Genomic DNA, 16,326 nt, shown 5'->3' with positions numbered 1-16,326 from the left:
TTCATGGCTCAATGCGCTCCCCGTTCACACGAATCACTGGCCTGCGCTTCTCGTCAAAGCCGCACAACTTGTCGATCTCCTTTGGAAACTGTGCGTACGGCACGTTGTACTGGATGAAGGCCTCGACGCTATCGGGGAATGCATTGATAAGCAGCCAACCTAACAAGAGCGGAATGGTCAAGGGGGCCTTGAACATGCCGTAGGGCTTCGCCAGCGTACGACGCAGACCGGCATACCAGTCTCGATAGGGTTGTTTCGTCTCTTGCCAACGGCTCTGTCGTGGTGGCAGCGGTGCAGGCTTGGGCAGGGTGTCCGGACCACGTTCCATGAAAACTTGCAAATAGGACCAGAGGGCCTTGGCCGAACGGTCGCCGTCAAACAAGCCGAGATTGCCGCATGCCGCACAGATCTCGGTCGGCGGGTCCATGCTGTAGTCCACGCCAAAAAGGTACAGCGGGTGCCGGCTGGCATAGCCACTTGCAGACACAATGGGAATGTACCCTGCCAGAGCTTCCAGTTGATCCCAGTCAAGTATGTGCAGACGCTTCTGGCGCGGATAGATGAAGTAGAGTTTGCGGGTGCCTCGGTGAATGCGAATAAAGGCGCCACGACTCCGATGAGCACCGCTGGCTAGGTAAAAAATGAACGCAATACCTGTTGCAGCTGGAGACCAGGCGACCAAAATTAATATGAACTCAACGTCAACGTTTTCTGGCCCAAGGCCGAACACGCAAGCTGTCAATCCAGCGATGGTCACAATGACGGACATACCGATAAAACTTGCTGTTCCGCTTTGCGTGAAGTTTGCATAAGTTTCAAGTTCGACACATCGGTCGTTGACACGTCGCACCCCATCGGGTTGAGGGGGTTCTCCCGTGGGCCGATTTCGATACAGAGGCGTTCCACCAAAGCGCAGGTTGTTTGGTAGACGTTTAGTCGCGGACATTATTTGGTGCTCCAACGGGTTCTAGCTTGGCTGAATCAATCGGATTCGTGAACCAGCCACTTGATGTGAACACCAATGGCGTCGGCGCGTGGGGTTGAAGCAATGCCAACCCAGGTTGTTGTTCAGGGTCAGGAAAGTACAGATACTCCAGTGCCACTTCGGTGTCCTCATGCATTTGAATCGCCCAGCCACATTCTCTGCCGATGCCGCCTAACGGAGTGACCAAGCATTCAAGTCGATAGTCGATGGGGCTGGTGCCCGTGGCATACGCAATAGGCCCGTTGACTTGCGTAAGCTTGTTGCCCCGGAGGGTTAAGGTCAGCTTGGTTTGAAATCTATCTCCAGGCATGTCGTTGATGCCGGGCAACTGGCAACTGATGCGAAGGGTTCCCACCGAATACCCAAAGGATTGATCCCATTCAGGAGTCAGCCTGGGGCGATAGTACAAACTATGAACGGCATCCAACTCCTCGCGATTGGTGTAGTGACGACTGTCCACTCCCCAAGCGCTATGTTTGAGCCATATTTCCACGGGACCGTGTTTGGCCATATCTGCGCCGAACGCGAATCCAATGACAAGTACGACGGCGACACCTGCAACAACTGCCCAGCCCAACGGAGTGAGCCCAAGCACCGCAACGGCTGCCCCTCCCCCAGAAATGGTTGCTGCTACGGCCGAACCGCCAGCCCAGGTCGCGACCGCCAGCGCGCCGCCAGCGAGGGCGGCGCCAAGCAGCATTCCTCCTTGTTGCGGATTGCTGTCACTAAATGCGCTAATTGCTCTTATTGAGTCTGCAATGGCTGCGAGTCCAGCCCCTACGGCTCCGAAGACGGCAACCCCCCATTTTGCAGCATGGATTCTCATGCTTGTCGCCAAGGCCGTATTCCCGCGCCCCCCTGCGCCAATTGCAATAGCGGTTGATCCAATTTCTATACCAGCCCCGACTACGGCACTGATAGCCCCGACTACACTGCCAACACTGGCAGCAGATTTTTTAAGTTTCTTGAAATCTGTCCAGGCATTGCTCAGCCCCTTCAATGCTAGAAAGCCGCCTAGTCCAGTGAAGAAATGTCCACCCGGCCCTCGCAGTCGATCCAGCATATTGATGAAAAGATTACCTTCCATGTGTATAGCCCGAGGCGCAGGCAATGCAGCCCGATCAGCCGGCGCCTCATCAAGCTCTCGGTATGTGGTTTCAGCAACCTTGACCCAGTCGTACACCAAAACACGCGTCACTATGTCAGCTTGATTGACTTTCGGAGACGGAATTTTCCAGCCCTGCGAGCGCTCGCCACCTAGCGTTTGATAGCCCTGGAATTCATAGGCGGCGCGCTGCAAATCCGCCAAACTTACGTCGTATACAACGATGGTTGCGTTGGCTCGGATCTCCATCACGTGTCGCAGACGTCGTGCCAGTACGTCCGCTTGTTTGGCTTGCGGTAGCACCTGCAGCAATCCAATTAGCGCATTGGTGGCGGGAGTGATGACATGCTCTTCCATAAACTTGTCCATGACTTCGAACATGTTCTTGGCGATATAACCCGTACTGGACTGCAACCGGGCCAGCAGGATTTCGCTGCCATTGGCGAGTGCGAGCCAATAGGGGCTCTTGTCTGCGGGCTTGGCGATCAAGTCGCCTAGGACTTGCGCCCCGTCCTTGGTATGAACCAAGCCGCCAATGCACTGGAAGACTGCATTCTCATAGTCGCGTGCGTTGTGGATCACGCGAAGATCAAAGCACCTCAGTGCTTTGCCCAACAGCTTCTCTTGGTCGATGAGCCGCACCCAGGCGATGGAATCGTTCACCGCCGTGGCAATGGCTTTCTCAAACTCTTTGATCTTCTTGGAGTAGGTATCGGGAAACGAGATTGCCCCGGCATAGTTCACAAGACCACGCTGCTTGGCCAGGATCTTGGCCAGTTCAGGGGAACTGGCCGTTTGCTTCGTCATCGCTTCGAAATAGTTGGCGATGAGGGTTCCGCTCTGCAACTTATGTGCATTCCGACCTGCGTATTTTGTCTTGGTCGCAACAGCATCGGTGACCAGGTAGTGAAGTTCGCTTGCGATGCCGATGGGATCTGGCAATGCCACTGCCAGCGGAGTGACGTCCATACGTGGGCGCAGTTCGATATACATATTGCCCAGTATGTTGTTGTGGTTAGGTGCCGTGGCTGAGAACCGAATCTCGCTCCAGCCGTAATGCATGGGAGTGCCGTACACGGCAGGTGCAACGAGCTCAGGGGCGGCATTGCCAAGCAACGCGGCATTGAAGGCATGCTTCTGCGTAGCCCCCCCACCAGGCTGGACCTTGACGGCCAGCGCATCCCGCAGCCCGTCCTTGTTCGTTTCGATATCCCAAAGAGTGCGATGCGTCAGCAACGTTTCACTCACCATCAGATAGACGCTTTCTGCGGTTTTGCTGTCTGGGGCTGATAGGAAGGACTTGGCGCCCACGGTGTCGGGGCGAGCATGCCGACCTGGGGTAGCGTCGGTTTCATCGGCACGGCTCCACCAGATACGAGCAAATCGTATGTCCTCGGTAACTTGATAGTGCTGCGTCCACATGCGGCCATTCTCGAAATAGCAAAGGTAGACGTAGGTGCCTGGACGCAGCACGCGCAGGCCGTAGGCCTTGCCTGATGCGAGCGCGGGATAGCCCTTGATATCAAGGGTGGGGAATACGTCTTTATCTAGCGCACTATCCGCGATGCCGTAGCGTAATGGGTAGACAGGAATGCACCGATGACACGGTGGTGCCGAGATAGCTTTACCCAGCTGTTTTTCATTGGGGCGGTCCGGGCCTAGCGCTATTTTGTAAGTCGTCGTCATGCATCTTCCCTCACGACATCGTGGAAGCAGTAGCCGCCAGCCGCGCTTCGGCGTCAGTCAAGCGCTGTTTCCCCTGCACGTGTCGGTTGACCAAGATGTCGCGCAACGCGACGTCCTTGGTAAAGCTCTCCTGTGCATAGCGAAAGCGCAGCTCCAGGTAGTGGCGAACGTCGCGTTCCGTGACTAGCCCCAGTTGATCGGTAGCCTCACTGGTGAAGAGATTTAGATGCCGCCAGAGCACGGATTCATTTTCTGGGCGGCCGTACGCCGGAAAACGTTGACGAACGTCGCGTGCACAGTCGCGCATGAACCACGCGAGGCTGGCTTGGCCAAGCGCGGCCTCATCGTTCGCTGTCAAAGCGATGGGGCTTTCCGTTATCCACGAAGTAAGAGCGGCTTCCGGAGCATCGGCACACAGCCACTCGCCCGACAACACATCACCTGCATGCCAGACAAAGCGCTGAATAGGGCCGAAAAGCTGAGATAGACGATCCGCCGGCAAGCCTTCACAGAGTTCTTCAAGGGCGCGCGCGGCATGGAGGCTGAAAGCGATCGGAAAACCATCAGATCCCAGCAGTTGGTGCAGGTGCTGGAGGTGAGCCACGAGCATGGCTTCGTCGTCAGGGCCTAGCAGGATCAAGCCCGCCTGCCGGCCAAGCCAGTGGTCGAGCGCGAAGGTAAAGAGCGGCTCGTCCAGCGGTACCAGCAAAGGCCCGTCGCGATAGCCTGGAGAAGCGTATTCCCAGGGGGTGTCGCGCCACACCCAACGATAGTCAAAACGCTTGGTTAACTTCAGCAGGTCTTGTTCAAGTGTTTCGCTGTGTGCGCCGGTCAGCCAAAGCCAAGGCCGTGCGCCCTGTTGCAGCGTGGCCCAGTCCATGAGAGGCAGAGTGTTCACCACTTGACGCGACCCCTTGGATTGATCGGACGTGGTGTACTTCATGCCGTTTCCGTATGGCCTGGAACGCTGAGCGTTGCTTCGAATATCTGCTGGGTGGTGAAGGGCTGGAAGTGGGATGAAGAAGTCATGGCGTGCTCCCGCCGAGGACGGACCTTGGTGGCCGTCTCAGGCGTCAAGTGGTGGTAACCACTTTTAGAAGCAAGCTCCTGAGCAGGTAAATGAGAACAATCTTAGAAATGTATGGGATATGTCCTGTTCTCTTAGGCGAACCTGGTCAGGAGCCAGCCGGACAACGGCTTAGAAGCGGCCGCGCAAGGTCAATGCGGCGCTGCGCGGTGTCCCGTAGAAGTTGCCGTAGTCCAGGTAACCGACCGTGCTGTAGTAGGTCTTGTCGAACAGATTGTTCACGTTGACCTGCGCCGACCAGTTGTCGCTGATCTGGTATTGAGCAAACGCATTCCAGATCGCGTAGCCGGGCTGCGTGAACTTGTAAGGCGTGCTTTGCTTGCTGAGGCTGCCGTCGGCATTACGCAAGTACGCGCTGCCGCTCACATAGGTGGTGCTTTGGATGCTGACGCCGCCGCCCACTTTCCAGCGATGCAGTTCGCCCGGCAACTGGTAGGTCGCAAAGATCTTGGCCATGTGCTTGGGCGTCAGGGGCTGATAGCTGCCGCCCGACGCATTGCGGTCGCGATTCTGGTTGTAGTTGTAGCTGGCTGTCAGTTGCACGCCCGGCGCTACTTCCCCGCTCAGTTCCGCGTCGAAGCCCTTGCTGACGATGTTCCCGTTGGGCAGGAAGCAGCAAGTCGCGCCGTTGCCCGCCCTGCTGGACGGATAGGCCGTATCGCGCACGGCGGCATTCTTGCGCTCGATCTGATAAATGGCGAACGCGCTGTGCAGCTTGCCGTCCAGATGCTCGCCCTTCAGGCCGATCTCGTAGTTGCGGCCGGTTACCGGGTCCAGCGGGTTACCGGGCGCTGGGCCTTGCAGGCTGTTGGCTTGCGATTTGAAGGTTTCGGCCACGCTAGCGTAGGTGGTCCAGGTGTCGTTCAGGTCAACCGTCGCGGCCAGATAGGGCGTAAAGACATTGTCGTCCTGGTACTGGGTCACCGAGGTTGCAGTGACCTCTCTTGCGGCATTCAAGGTCTGGTTCGTGAATGTGTAGTCGTACCGGCTCAGGCGGCCGCCCACAATGACATGCAGCGGATCCGCCAGATGCATGTTCAGCGACCCGTACACGCCGGCCTGCCGCGTGTCGGTGGTCTGATTCCACATCGGCGTGAAGTCCGTGTCGCGCGGGTAATCGTCAGGGTCGAACTCGAAGATGTTGGGCACCGCCTGGCCGCGGCTGGCCGGTTTGGAACCATAAGTGCTGGGCCGGAAACGTTCCCAACTGGCGCCCACCACCACCTGGTGGCGGCGGCCCCACAGACCAAACGAACCATTGGCGGACAAGTCGATGGACGTGTTCTTGAAGTGCTCGTTCTGGTCGCTGGCGGTGTCGAACAACCCGCTGCCCGTCAAGGGGTCGATCGCGCCGGAGAAATAGTGATCGAAGCGGTCCTGGTGCGAGTTTTCATGGTTGATGTCCAGGTTGGCGCTCCAATCTCCTCCAAGCTGCTGCGTCACATGCCCGAACAGATTGACGATGGTCCGGGTCGCCTGATCGTCGGCGCCGCTAAGGTAGGTATTGCGGGGAAGCTTCAGGTCCTCGCCGGTGGCATAGCGCGGCAAACCGTAGCCCTGATAGGACGAATCCCGCTTTTGATAAGAGGCCCCGACAAAGGCCGTGGTGGTGCTGGACAGATCCGCTTCAAGAATCCCGTAGCCCAGCGTGCGGCGGCTGTGCGCCACATCGTAGAAGAAGTTCTTGTCTTCATAGGCCAGCACGCCGCGCCCACGCAACTTGCCGTTTTCCGTCAGCGGGCCACTCACGTCCAGATCCGTACGCTTATAGGCCCAACTGCCTACCTCGGCCTGCGCGATAACCTGCAATTCCGGGGTGGGTTTCTTGCGTACCAGGTTGATCGTGCCGCCCGCTTCGTTGGCGCCGCCAAACAGGCCGTCAGCACCGCGCAGCACTTCGACGTGGTCATAGAACGCCATGTCATCGTCCGCACCGAACGAGCGGTACATCGACGCCCCACCATCCACGCGCATATTGCCGATTGCGAATCCGCGCGACAGGTAGTTGCTGCTGAGCATCGCCCCCTGGAACATCGAGATGCCCGGGGTGGCGCTCATCACGTCGTTCAGGCTGACCAGACGCCGGTCTTCGATTTCTTGCCGGGTGATCACCGACACGCTTTGCGGCACCTCGCGCAGCGCTTGCGCCGTCTTGCCACCTACCGTGGCCGAACTGGCGGTGAAAGAACCCGTGTTTTCGGTCACGCCCACGCGGCCCAGCACGGTGACGGGCTCAAGCTGAGTCACGCCGGGCGGTGGCACGCGAACCAGGCGATACCCGTCACGCTCGGGCAGCGCCTCCAGACCCGTGCCGCGCAGCAGCGCCACCAGCCCTTCCCTGACGCTCATCACCCCGTCCACGCCCGGACTCTGCAAACCCGACGTGACGGCGGGATCGCTTGCGATCAACACCCCGGCCTGAGCGCCAAAGCTCAACAAGGCGGCGTTCAAGCCACCCGCGTCAATGCGATAGGCGCGACGCTGATCGTCGGCTGCCGCCTGCGCCCAGGCAGAAGACGGCAGATGAGGAAGAATTGCGCCAAGCAATACCGACGCAAGAAGGGTGTGGCGGGCGGCTCGGGGAAAGGCCATGACTCAGGGTTCCTAGACTGGGATGGAAAACAGATACGCCGGTGTGTTGGCGCCGTTCTCTATCTCTTGCGCTCGAACGCTGAATTTCCGCCTTTCCTGTAACAACTTCACCGCGCCCTCAGTGGGCGGCGCTCAGGGTCACCCAATATCGCGTGCGGTAATGCACCCGCACCGGCAACACCCGGGGCAGCATCGTCAGAATGCTGTCGGTGTCCGCCAACGGATACGTGCCCACCACTTCCAGCCGCGCGATGGCGGGATCACAACGCAGCACGCCCGTCCGGTAGCGGGCCAGTTGCACCACGAAGTCGCCCAACGGCATCCGGTCGGCCAACAACATGCCATGCGTCCAGGCGTCCGCGCCCGGCGCCACCGGCAGCACCGGACCAGTGCCCAAGGCTTGCAGCGCCGTATGCTGGCCTGCCAGCACCCGTGTCACCCGCCCATCGGTGCGCGCGACGATATCAACCGCCCCTTCAAAAACGGCGATCTCATAGCCTCGGTCAGCCCCGTTGTCGCGCACGGAATAGCGCGTACCCACCGGCGTCAGCACGCCGTCGCGCGTCATCACCGACAGCGGGCCCAAGTCGTTGGAACTGGCGCTGGTGATCAAGATTTCACCCGAACGCAGCACCAGGGAGCGAGGCCGCTGGTCCAGGCGCAGGTCCAGCGCGGTGCCCGGCCCCATGACGATGCGCGTGCCGTCATCCAACGTCAGGGTGCGCAGCTCGCCCGTGCCCGTGCGCTGATCCGCCAGCAGGACGGGCCAGCGCTCCCACGGTTCGGCGGTCCATGCCAGCCCGGCCACGGCACCGCCCGTCACCATCCACTTGAGCGCGTCGCGGCGCGCGCGGCGCATCGCGGCCCGCTCGATCAATTCGACCGCGACCGCCGGCGGCGCCACGGCACAGCGCGCTGCAAGATCGCCGCGCATGGCGCACATCCGCTGCCAGATGGTTTCGTTGTCGGGATGCGCCTGACGCCAGCGCAGACAGGCGGCCACCGTCGCGTCGCTGGGCTCGCCTTGCAGCCGCGCCATCCAGTCGGCCGCCTGCGCCAGGCGCTTGCGATCGACCGGCAGGCCGTCCGGGGCACGCTTGCTCAGCATCGCGGCGTCAGCCATAGATCGCCAGATAGCAATGCTGCAAGGCCTTGGACAAGGCTTTCTGTACGGCGTTGGTGGAAATGCCCAGTTCGCGGGCGATCTCGGGCTGCGACAGGCCTTGCACCTGCGCCAGCATGAACACCCGGTGCACGTGCACCGACAAGCCATCCAACACGGTGCACACCGCCGTCACCGCCTCGACCACCAGCGCCTGCTCTTCCGGCGAAGGGGCCATGTCGACGGGCTGGCGCGCCAGCACCTCGCAATAGGCCGCCTCGACGGCCGCCCGGCGGAAATGGCCGATGGTCAGCGTGCGTGCGATGTTGGTCAGGCAGGCACGCGGCGCCGCGATGATGGCGCGGATATCGTCACGCAAGACCCGTTCGAAGGTGTCGTGCGCCAAGTCGGCCGCCTGATCGACGTTACCCGTCTTGCGCCGCAGTAGTGTCACCAGCCAGCGGTGATGGACGCGATAAAGGTCCTCGACCGCCTGGCCTTTCATAACATCGGATGAGGAAGACACGGCTGCGCCCGCACGAAAGTAGAACAATAACGATTCGCATTATAGACACAGTGCGTACGCCCGCGCCGCCTACGAAGCACGGACCAAGCTGTTTGTCGAAAAGGCAGGGTTCATCACAACCGAAGACAAGCTCTTCGGTGTAAACGCGGACGGCATGGTGGACGGCGCCTTCAGCGAATACATCGACCAATGCAACGGCGCGATGTGGCTTCTGGGCCGCAAGTGGATGGACTCGGTGGGTGGACTTCGGAGGGTGGACTTCGGGGGGTGGACTTCGGAGGGTGGACTTAGTCTAAAGCCCTGTATTCCCTAAAGATTCTGGCGCGGCAGGAGGGGCTCGAACCCCCGACCCCGGGCTTAGAAGGCCCGTGCTCTATCCAGCTGAGCTACTGCCGCGCAGTCTTTTGATGACCCGGAAGATGTCCGGGCGCCGCATTTTACCTTGTTGCGGAAAAACTTGGGACGCGGCCCACCGCAGCGGCCTCTAAGCCCCCACGCCCCCCTACTCGTCCTCGATATCCGCGTGCGTGGACACCCACAGCACCATCGCATCCGCCTCGCTCAGGCTGATCACCCGGTGACCCATGCGGCTGTCTATATAGAAGCTCTCGCCCGCCTTCAAACGCGCCGGTTCGTAGAACTCGGTGTACAGCATCACCTCCCCTTCCAGCACGTAGACGAATTCTTCGCCGCGGTGGCGGCTCCAGTCCTGGAATTCGTCGAACGAGCGCGCCTTGACGCGGGTGTGAAACGGCATCATGCGCTTGTGCGACAGCGCGGTGCACAGCAGGCGGTGGTCGTAGTACGGGGTTTCGTATTGGCGGCCTTCGCCTTCGCGGCTGAGGCTGCGGCGGCCGGTGCCCATGTGGGCGTCAGACGCGGAAAAAAGTTCGGCCACGTCCAGGTCCAGGCCCGCGGCGATCTTGATCAGGTTGTCGTAGGTGGGCGACAGCAGGCTGTTTTCGATTTTCGACAGCGTGGACGCGGCAACGCCGGTGGCTGCCGCCGCCTGCTTCAGGGTCCAATTGCGCGCTTGGCGCAGGGCCCGCAGCCGTTGCGCCAATGCGCTTTGTTTGTTGCCGTGCATCCTGTGTACCTTGTCATGCCCGCGTGGTGCGCTCCCGCCACCAGTCGCGCGCCTGGTAAGACCAATAAGTCAGTTGAACCGCCGCCGTGCCCAGCCCGCCGCCGTTCCACGCCAGCCCAAAGGGTTCGAACAGCTTGTAGCGCTGCGTGTCGCCGGTGATCCCTTCGGCCACAACGCGCCCGCCGATAGACGTGGTGTTCATGCCGTGCCCGCCGAACGCCGTGCAATACCAGACGTCTGGCGCCAACTGGCCGATCTGCGGCATCAAGTGCCGGGCGTAGGCCATGCGGCCCGACCAGGCGGTTTCCACGCGCAGCCCCTGCAATTGCGGGTAAACGGACAGCAATTCGCGGCGCAGGGACTCGGCCAGATCGGGTGGGTCGTCGACACGGGTGGTGATTCTACTGCCCCAGCCGATGCGGCCGCCATCCAGCACGCGGTAATAGTTGCCGGCGCGGCGGTCGTCGCCAATGGCGGCGGTGCTGCGGATGGCTTCAAGCACGCGATCGCCCAGCGGTTCGGTCAACATGATGTAGGTGGCGATGGGCAACATGGCCCGGCGCAGCGCGGGCACCACGTCGCCGGTATAGCCGCCGGTGGCCAGCACCACGGTGCGCGCGTCGATCTGGCCGTGCGCCGTCTTCAGGTGCTTGACGGCGCCGGTTAGCGTGACGCCGGTGACGGGGGAATCTTCATGAATGCGCACGCCCAGGCGCACGCATTCGCGGGCCATCGCGCGCGCGTAGTTCAGGGGATGAAAGTGAAACGAGGCCGGGTCTTCGACACCTTGGTGATAGACGTCGGACACCAGCCGTTCGCGGACCTGGCTGCGCGTCAGGAAGCGCACATCGCGGCCAAAGTCGCGGCGCTGGGCGTCGCACCACTGGTTGAGCGCGTCGGTGGCTTCGTAGCGCACCACGCGCAGCCGGCCGTCGACCTTGTGCGCGTCGGTGATGGCTAGGGTGCGGATGTTGTCGCGGATGATCTCCACGCCTTCCATCGACAGCCGGTAAAGCTGGCGGTAGTGGTCTTCGTCCACATGGCGCTTGATGGCGTCGGCGCCGGCCGAGAACGCGGGCGACACCGAGCCGCCGTTGCGCCCCGATGCGCCCCAGGCGATGCGCCGCCCTTCCAACAAGGTGACGCTGCGGCCGCGCCGGGCGAGTTCCAGCGCGGTCGACAAGCCGGCCAAGCCGCCGCCCACCACGCAGACGTCGGTGCTGGCCACGCCGGCCAACGGCGCATAGCGCGTGTCCGCGTCGGACAGCGTGCGCTTGTAATAGGTGTCGATGTACTCGGAGGCCATGCCGGTGGGGGTCCGTGTCAGTGCAGGCTTGCGCCTTGCAGGCCGCCCGTCAGGCGCTTTTCCAGCCAGTTGGCCAGGCGCAGCAACGGGTAGCAGTAGATGAAGTAGATGGCGGCGATCATGCCGTAGATGAACAGCGATTTCGCCGGAAAGGTGATGATGAATACCTCGCCCTGGCGCGTCAGTTCGGTAATGCCGACCACCGACAGAATGGCGGTGCTTTTGATCAGCATGACGTAGACGCCGCTCATGGGTTGCACGATCAGGCGCATGGCTTGCGGCAGCACCACCAGCCGCAGGATCTGCAAGGGACGCAGGCCGAGTGTCATGGCGCCTTCGGTCTGGCCGCGCGGCACGGACTGGATGGCGCCCATGACGATTTCCGCCACATAGCAAGACGTGTACACCGACAGCGACACGAAGGCGGCGGTGGCGGAATCCCAATGCAGCAGCGCGATGCCGGTGCTGGGCAGCACAAAGTAGAAGATATAAAGCTGCACCAGGAACGGCGTGCCGCGCAGGATGTGGATGTACAGGCCCAGCAATTGGTGGATACCACGGATGTGGTAGCTGCGTATCACACCTATCACAAAGCCCAGCAGCGACCCGGCGATGATGGCCACGAACGAGATCTTCAGCGTTTCCCAGAAGCCCTTCAGCAGGAAGGGCAGCACGACGCCGGCGGTGGAAAGATAGGAATCCAGCATGCTTACCTCGCGTTCCAGGCCGGGCCGGCCAACCAGAGGCTGACGCCTCGCGACAACATCAGCATGACGCCGTAGATCAGCAGGTAGCCCGCGGCGATGGTCAGGAAACTTTCGCTGGGCACGATGCGGTCGCTGTTCATCTGCACACCGGCGGCCACCAGTTCGAATACGGTAATCAACGACAGCAGCGAGGTGTCCTTGATCAGCACAGCGGTCTGCCCCAGCAGCGGCGGCAGCGTGTTGACGAAGGCCTGCGGCAGCACCACGTAGCGCAGCCGCTGCTGATAGTTCATGCCGCAAGCCTTGGCGCCTTCGATCTGGCCGCGCGGCACCGACTCGATGCCCACGCGGATGATCTCGCTCATGTAGGCGGCGTGATGCAGCGTCATGGCCATGATGCCCAGCACCATTTCGCTCCAGCGCCCCGCGCCCGGTATCACCATGGGCACGGCGTAATAAACCAGGTAGATCTGCACCAGCAAGGGGGTGGACCGGATGAACTGCACATACGCCGCCACCGGGCGCCAGATGGCGCCACGGCGCGACATGTGCAGCAAGGCCAGCGGCACACCCAGCAACACGGACAGCACCAGGCTGGCGCCCGCCGCGATCAGCGTGTTGGCCAGGCCCGTGGCGAATTCGCCCGCGTACTGGCTGACGATGCGCCAGTTGTAATAGTCGATCAGCCAATCCATGGGCGCTCCGGTCTCCTGGTTGTGTGGCGCGGTTTATTGGTGGTCTTTCTTCCAGTCGGTGGAGTACCAGTACTGCACCTGCTCGGGCAGCGTGTTGTCGGCGGTCTTCAGCGTTTGCCAGTTATCCAGCCAGAACTTCAGGCGGAAGGCATTGGGGCCCACGGCAAACGCCAGCGGCTCGCGCACCATTACGCCGTCCAGCACGCGCAGGTTGCCGAAGTCCACCAGGAACTGGTTGGCGGTGGACATGGACATGATGCCGGCGTCCAGGCGGCCGCTGGACAGAGCCTGGCCGACCGGGGCGCTGCCGCCGGAGAACTCTTTCATGGTGGCCTTGGGCAACATCTTCTTGCCGGCTTCGGCATAGGTGCTGGCGCCCAGCACGCCGACGTTGACGCCGTCCTTGTTCAGTTCCTGGTACGACTTGTAGGGCGAGTCCTTCTGCACCACGGCAACCGTTTCGGCATAGAACATGGGCGCCGAGAACAGCACTTGCGCCGCGCGTTGCGGGGTGGGCGTCATGTCGGCGGCCACCATGTCGGCCTTGCCGGACAACAGCGCCGGCAGCAGGCCCTTCCATTCATAGTCTTGCAGGACCAGCTTCACGCCCAGGTCGTCGGCCATGCGCTTGGCCACTTCCACGGCCAGCCCGGTGCGCTTGCCGGATTTGTCCATGAAGCTCATCAAGGGGCCCGAGGTCTGCACGGCCACGCGCAGTTCGCCGCGCTTGATGATGTCGCTAAGTTCGTCGGCTTGCGCGGGCAGCGCCACGGTGGCGCTGGCGAGGGCGATGCTGGCCAGGCCCAGCCATTGTTTGATTTTCAGCATGTCGATATTCCCTTGTGGTGGATGACGTCGTTCCGGGCTTGGCATAGGGTGTTGCCGCATGGCCGGCAGCGCCCGGAGTTGCCGGACCGGCCTGTGCTTGGACTGCTTTCGGACTGCTTTCGAACTGTCTTGGGACTGCCTTGGGACTGCCTTGACTACAGAATCTTGTCCAGGAAAGCGCGCGTGCGCGGCTCCTTGGGATGAACGAACACCTCGTCGGGCGTACCGATTTCCACGATGCGCCCGGCGTCCATGAACAGCGCACGGTCGCCGACGTCGCGCGCGAATCCCATTTCGTGGGTCACCACCGCCATCGTCATGCCGTCGCGCGCCAGTTGCCGCATCAGTTCCAGGATGCCGCCCACGGTTTCGGGGTCGAGCGCGGATGTGGCCTCGTCGAACAGCATCAGCTTGGGGTCCATGGCCAGCGCGCGGGCGATGGCCACGCGCTGCTGCTGGCCGCCCGACAGCTGGCTGGGATAGCGCTCACCGAAGTCCGCCATGCCCACGCGGCCCAGCAGGTCGCGGGCGTAGCGTTCGGCGTCGGCGCGGCTGCGCCCGCGCACCACCCGCTGGGGTAGCGCCACGTTGTCCAGCGCAGTACGGTGTTGGAACAGGTTGAAGTGCTGGAACACCATGCCGACATTCATGCGCCAGCGGTTGACGTCGGTGGCCGGGTCCGTCAAGGACACGCCGTCCACACGGATGGTGCCGCTATCAATGGTTTCCAGGCCGTTCAGCGTGCGCAGCAAGGTGCTTTTGCCGGAGCCCGACGGCCCGACCACCACCATGACTTCGCCCTTGTTCAGCTGGCAATCGACGCCGTCCAGCGCCAGATGCGGCGGCTGCCCGTCGCGATGGAACGTTTTGGTGACTGCTTGGACATCCAGTAAAGCGTCTGCCACTGATGCACCTCGAAAACCGCGCTTAAGCGGGTTAAGCAAAAAAGTTTCGCAATTCACGCTGGAGTTTCGTATAGTAAATTTTTTTCCCGAATCGCCACTTAGGCATAACCCTTAAGCGAAGCCATGACTTCGCTGGCAATCCAAGGAACCGGCATGGACACCCCCCAAGACATCCTGCGCGCGCTCGGTCTGAACCCCGACGCGCTTACCGGCGGCACGCTGACCGCGCGCAGCCCGATCGACGGCGCTGAACTGGCGCAGGTGCATGAACACACGGTGGCCCAGGCCCATTCGGCCATCACCCGCGCCCGCCAGGCCAGCCTGGCCTGGCGCGACGTGCCGGCCCCGCGCCGGGGCGAACTGATCCGCCTGCTGGGCGAAACCCTGCGCGAGAACAAGACCGCGCTGGGCCGCCTGGTCAGCCTGGAAGCCGGCAAGATCGTGGCCGAAGGCGAAGGCGAAGTGCAGGAAATGATCGACATCTGCGACTTCGCCGTCGGCCTGTCGCGCCAGTTGTACGGCCTGACCATCGCGTCCGAACGCCCCGGCCACCGCATGATGGAAACCTGGCATCCGCTGGGCGTCATCGGCGTGATCAGCGCCTTCAATTTCCCGGTGGCAGTGTGGTCGTGGAACGCGGCGCTGGCCATCGTCTGCGGCAACGCCGTGGTGTGGAAGCCGTCTGAAAAAACACCCTTGACCGCCCTGGCCTGCCAAGCGCTCTTCGCGCAAGCCATGCAGCGTTTCGGCGACGCGCCCGCCGGCTTGTCCGAAGTGCTGATCGGCGGCCGTGACGTGGGCGAAGCGCTGGTGGATTCGCATACGGTGGCGCTGGTGTCGGCCACCGGCTCCACCCGCATGGGCCGCCAGGTGGGCCCGCGCGTGGCGCAACGCTTTGGCCGCGTGCTGCTCGAACTGGGCGGCAACAACGCCATCATCGTCGGCCCCACCGCCGACCTGGACATGGCCGCGCGCGGCATCGTGTTTGGCGCCATCGGCACGGCCGGTCAGCGCTGCACCACTACCCGCCGCCTGATCGTGCATGAAAGCGTGGCCGACGCCCTGGTGCAACGCCTGCACAAGGCCTACGCCAGCGCCCCCATCGGCAACCCGCTGGACAGCGGCAACCTGGTCGGCCCGCTGATCGACCGGGGATCGTTTGACGCCATGCAAGACGCGCTCAAGGCTGCGCGCGAGCAAGGCGGCAAGGTCACGGGCGGCGAGCGCGTGCTGGCCGATGAATACCCCAACGCTTGGTACGTGCGCCCGGCCATCGCCGAAATGCCCGGCCAGACCGACGTGGTCTGCCACGAAACCTTCGCCCCCATCCTGTACGTGATGCGCTACCAGGAATTCGGCGACGCGCTGGCCTTGCAGAACGGCGTGCCGCAAGGCCTGTCGTCGGCCATCTTCACCAATGACCTGCGCGAAGCCGAGACCTTCCTGTCAGCGTCCGGTTCCGACTGCGGCATTGCCAACGTCAACATCGGCACGTCGGGCGCCGAGATCGGCGGCGCGTTCGGTGGCGAAAAGGAGACGGGCGGCGGCCGCGAATCGGGTTCCGACGCCTGGCGCAATTACATGCGCCGCGCCACCAACACCATCAACTACTCGCGCAACCTGCCGCTGGCGCAAGGCATCAAGTTCGGCGAGTAGGCCGACTGGAAAGCCTTGAATCGCAAGGTTTGAAACGCAAGGCCCCGCCCGGTTGAATC

Annotated in this window: 13 protein-coding genes and 1 tRNA gene; 1 reads left to right on the top strand and 13 read right to left on the bottom strand. The window is 62.2% G+C overall.

What is annotated here, in order from left to right:
• Position 1: 1 nt before the first annotated feature.
• The 13 genes from ACE04A_RS14855 to ACE04A_RS14795 all read right to left on the bottom strand — a co-directional run bounded on the left by ACE04A_RS14855 (position 2) and on the right by ACE04A_RS14795 (position 14,611).
• The gene (locus ACE04A_RS14855; RefSeq protein ID WP_448717479.1) at positions 2-946 is read right to left on the bottom strand and encodes a DUF6708 domain-containing protein; all 945 of its coding nucleotides are present in this window, start codon (positions 944-946) and stop codon (positions 2-4) included.
• Complete coding sequence (locus tag ACE04A_RS14850; protein WP_448717480.1) at positions 933-3,776, bottom strand: toxin VasX; 2,844 nt, start codon at positions 3,774-3,776, stop codon at positions 933-935. The genes ACE04A_RS14855 and ACE04A_RS14850 overlap by 14 nt, the downstream gene beginning before the upstream one ends.
• A 10-nt stretch (positions 3,777-3,786) precedes the next feature.
• The gene (locus tag ACE04A_RS14845) at positions 3,787-4,719 is read right to left on the bottom strand and encodes a DUF4123 domain-containing protein (RefSeq protein WP_448717481.1); all 933 of its coding nucleotides are present in this window, start codon (positions 4,717-4,719) and stop codon (positions 3,787-3,789) included.
• A gap of 255 nt (positions 4,720-4,974) precedes the next feature.
• The gene (locus tag ACE04A_RS14840) at positions 4,975-7,455 is read right to left on the bottom strand and encodes a TonB-dependent siderophore receptor (protein ID WP_448717482.1); all 2,481 of its coding nucleotides are present in this window, start codon (positions 7,453-7,455) and stop codon (positions 4,975-4,977) included.
• A 118-nt stretch (positions 7,456-7,573) separates the two neighbouring features.
• Positions 7,574-8,578, bottom strand: coding sequence for a FecR domain-containing protein (locus ACE04A_RS14835; RefSeq protein ID WP_448717483.1), 1,005 nt, complete (start codon positions 8,576-8,578; stop codon positions 7,574-7,576).
• A complete protein-coding gene (locus ACE04A_RS14830; protein ID WP_448717484.1) occupies positions 8,571-9,083 on the bottom strand; it encodes a sigma-70 family RNA polymerase sigma factor in 513 nt (170 codons plus the stop codon). Before ACE04A_RS14830 ends, ACE04A_RS14835 begins: the two co-directional genes overlap by 8 nt.
• A gap of 319 nt (positions 9,084-9,402) precedes the next feature.
• Positions 9,403-9,479 (bottom strand) — tRNA-Arg (locus tag ACE04A_RS14825).
• A gap of 106 nt (positions 9,480-9,585) precedes the next feature.
• Positions 9,586-10,170, bottom strand: coding sequence for a helix-turn-helix domain-containing protein (locus tag ACE04A_RS14820; protein ID WP_259245787.1), 585 nt, complete (start codon positions 10,168-10,170; stop codon positions 9,586-9,588).
• Positions 10,171-10,183: 13 nt separating this feature from the next.
• Complete coding sequence (locus tag ACE04A_RS14815; protein ID WP_448717485.1) at positions 10,184-11,476, bottom strand: NAD(P)/FAD-dependent oxidoreductase; 1,293 nt, start codon at positions 11,474-11,476, stop codon at positions 10,184-10,186.
• A 17-nt stretch (positions 11,477-11,493) separates the two neighbouring features.
• A complete protein-coding gene (locus tag ACE04A_RS14810) occupies positions 11,494-12,183 on the bottom strand; it encodes an amino acid ABC transporter permease (RefSeq protein ID WP_100856850.1) in 690 nt (229 codons plus the stop codon).
• A gap of 2 nt (positions 12,184-12,185) precedes the next feature.
• A complete protein-coding gene (locus ACE04A_RS14805; RefSeq protein WP_259245785.1) occupies positions 12,186-12,878 on the bottom strand; it encodes an amino acid ABC transporter permease in 693 nt (230 codons plus the stop codon).
• 33 nt (positions 12,879-12,911) lie between these two features.
• Entirely contained in the window at positions 12,912-13,706 is a 795-nt protein-coding gene (locus ACE04A_RS14800) for an ABC transporter substrate-binding protein (RefSeq protein WP_279995615.1), read from the bottom strand.
• 155 nt (positions 13,707-13,861) lie between these two features.
• The gene (locus ACE04A_RS14795; protein ID WP_485820252.1) at positions 13,862-14,611 is read right to left on the bottom strand and encodes an amino acid ABC transporter ATP-binding protein; all 750 of its coding nucleotides are present in this window, start codon (positions 14,609-14,611) and stop codon (positions 13,862-13,864) included.
• Positions 14,612-14,764: 153 nt separating this feature from the next.
• Here ACE04A_RS14795 and amaB point away from each other — a divergent pair, with 153 nt between their 5' ends.
• On the top strand, positions 14,765-16,267 hold the full coding sequence (gene amaB / locus ACE04A_RS14790) for an L-piperidine-6-carboxylate dehydrogenase (protein WP_448717488.1): 1,503 nt from the start codon (positions 14,765-14,767) through the stop codon (positions 16,265-16,267).
• The last annotated feature ends 59 nt before the right edge of the window (positions 16,268-16,326 follow it).

Source organism: Achromobacter colocynthidis, from assembly GCF_057334535.1.
This window is presented reverse-complemented; position numbering and strand designations above follow the sequence as displayed.

Coding starts and splice junctions, on each gene's coding strand:
- ACE04A_RS14855 (WP_448717479.1), bottom strand. CDS start 946: ATGTCCGCGACTAAACGTCTACCAAACAACCTGCGCTTTGGTGGAACG.
- ACE04A_RS14850 (WP_448717480.1), bottom strand. CDS start 3,776: ATGACGACGACTTACAAAATAGCGCTAGGCCCGGACCGCCCCAATGAA.
- ACE04A_RS14845 (WP_448717481.1), bottom strand. CDS start 4,719: ATGAAGTACACCACGTCCGATCAATCCAAGGGGTCGCGTCAAGTGGTG.
- ACE04A_RS14840 (WP_448717482.1), bottom strand. CDS start 7,455: ATGGCCTTTCCCCGAGCCGCCCGCCACACCCTTCTTGCGTCGGTATTG.
- ACE04A_RS14835 (WP_448717483.1), bottom strand. CDS start 8,578: ATGGCTGACGCCGCGATGCTGAGCAAGCGTGCCCCGGACGGCCTGCCG.
- ACE04A_RS14820 (WP_259245787.1), bottom strand. CDS start 10,170: ATGCACGGCAACAAACAAAGCGCATTGGCGCAACGGCTGCGGGCCCTG.
- ACE04A_RS14815 (WP_448717485.1), bottom strand. CDS start 11,476: ATGGCCTCCGAGTACATCGACACCTATTACAAGCGCACGCTGTCCGAC.
- ACE04A_RS14810 (WP_100856850.1), bottom strand. CDS start 12,183: ATGCTGGATTCCTATCTTTCCACCGCCGGCGTCGTGCTGCCCTTCCTG.
- ACE04A_RS14805 (WP_259245785.1), bottom strand. CDS start 12,878: ATGGATTGGCTGATCGACTATTACAACTGGCGCATCGTCAGCCAGTAC.
- ACE04A_RS14800 (WP_279995615.1), bottom strand. CDS start 13,706: ATGCTGAAAATCAAACAATGGCTGGGCCTGGCCAGCATCGCCCTCGCC.
- amaB (WP_448717488.1), top strand. CDS start 14,765: ATGGACACCCCCCAAGACATCCTGCGCGCGCTCGGTCTGAACCCCGAC.